The sequence below is a fragment of the Methanoregula sp. genome, from assembly GCF_002835825.1.
Taxonomy (GTDB): domain Archaea; phylum Halobacteriota; class Methanomicrobia; order Methanomicrobiales; family Methanospirillaceae; genus Methanoregula.
In genome coordinates, this window is record NZ_PIZH01000423.1 from 1 (window position 1) to 1,781 (window position 1,781).

Genomic DNA, 1,781 nt, shown 5'->3' on the forward strand with positions numbered 1-1,781 from the left:
TTTCGTGGGGTCGGAGATTGGTATAAGAGCCAGGCTTTGATGTACTGGGGCTTGTAGGATATCTTCAGGGTTGTCTCGACCGATCCGGTCGTCGGTGTCTCAACCCCGGCAAGGAGCTTGGCAAACGTACTCTTGCCCATGCCGTTTGCCCCGACAACACCCAGCACTTCACCGGCGCGGACCGTCCCGCCACCGACCGTCAGATGGAACGTATCGTATTTTTTTGTCATTGACGGAATAAGGAAGAGATCTTCGCGGTTCGATCCTTTCTCGTGGGCCCGCTTCTCGAAGACCACCTGGGTGTCCCGGAAGCGGACATTCTCTTCTGCAAGGAAACCTTCGAGATACTGGTTGATCCCGACACGAACGCCCTTAGGGCGGGTAATGATACCAAAGACGGCCGGCTTGCCGTACCCGACATGGACGGTATCGGCCAGCATGTCGAGGATGGCAAGGTCGTGCTCCACGATGACCACCGGGCGCTCTGCGGCAAGGTCGCGGATCAGTTTGGCTGCGGCAATCCTCTGGTAAATATCGAGGAAGGGGGTGATTTCATCAAGGAAGTAGAGGTCGGCATCGCGGGCAAGGCAGGCAGCGATAGCTACCCGCTGGAGTTCACCACCGCTCAGTGTGGCAATGTCATGGTCAAGGATCGCGTCCAGTTTCAGGAGCGGTATGATCTCCTCCAGCCTCCCGCGTTCATCGGTAGTCTTCAACAGCGCTGCCACGGTGCCGGAGAAGACCTTTGGGATGAAATCGATGTACTGAGGCTTGGATGCAATTTTAAGGCTCTTCTTCGAGACTGTCTGGAGGTAATCGAAGAGCTCAGTGCCGGTGTACCGCTTCAGGATCTCTTCCCAGGGAACCTCGCTGTCGAAATTCCCGAGATTGGGGCGGAGCTGCCCGGAAAGGATCTTGATCGCTGTGCTTTTCCCAATACCGTTTGCGCCCAGGATGCCGGTGACCTTCCCTTCAACTGGTGCCGGAAGACCGTACAGGGCAAACCCGTTCTTCCCGTACCGGTGAGTCGGGTGCTCGAGTTCCTCTGGAAGACTGACAATGTCGATGGCACCGAAGGGGCACTTCTTGATGCAGATACCGCACCCGACACAGAGTTCCTCGGATACCTGGGCTTTCCCATCCTCACCGATGATCACCGTCTCGTCCCCGGTCCTGACCCGGGGGCAGTAGATGATGCACTCGGTACCGCACTTCCGGGAATGGCAGCGGTCTTTGTGGACGATGGCGATTCTCATGGTGTACCACGAAAAAAGAACGTTACCGGGGAATCGAGGTCAGCAGGATCGTCCATGTCACGAACCAGAAGGCAAAGGTCATGAATCCCTGGAAAAACCAGTCCTTGCCGCCAAGTTTTGACGTATCCATCCGCATCAGCATGAAGATGTGTTTCTGCAGGACGATGAACACGAGCATGAACATGAACCCGAGGAAGCCATCAGCCTGGATCCCGGAAGCATCCGGTATGCCACCGAAATAGTAGGCAAGGATACCGGCAAGCATACCCAGCAGGGAGGCTATCAGGGTCCGTTTGATCCGTTCGATATGTTCGGCCTGCTTGTCTGCCTTGGTCTTTGCCTTTTTGGTCTGGACCGGCTTCTCTTCAGGAATATCTTCACTCATCCCGCAACACCAGTTGTCGTATACCTATGTTTGCCAAGCCATATGTAATTTGGTTTTACCATTTTCCGGGTGATTATACGTTTATCAGCTTATGGCAGCTAATAAGTAACCGACAAAAGCGTATGGCATCAGAACAGGGT

The 1,781-nt window shown here is 54.8% G+C and carries 2 protein-coding genes; both read right to left on the minus strand.

Translation table 11 applies throughout. From position 1 onward, the window contains the following. Positions 1–1,256, minus strand: a 1,256-nt coding sequence (locus CW742_RS11830) for a ribosome biogenesis/translation initiation ATPase RLI (RefSeq protein WP_292420631.1), incomplete at its 3' end; no start/stop codon positions are given. A 22-nt stretch (positions 1,257–1,278) separates the two neighbouring features. After that, positions 1,279–1,641: a hypothetical protein gene (locus tag CW742_RS11835; RefSeq protein ID WP_292420633.1), complete on the minus strand. Its 363-nt coding sequence runs from the start codon at positions 1,639–1,641 to the stop codon at positions 1,279–1,281. Positions 1,642–1,781: the final 140 nt, after the last annotated feature.

What these genes read in the sequence shown, in the direction of transcription:
- CW742_RS11835 (WP_292420633.1), bottom strand. Translation starts at nt 1,641, where the DNA reads ATGAGTGAAGATATTCCTGAAGAGAAGCCGGTCCAGACCAAAAAGGCA.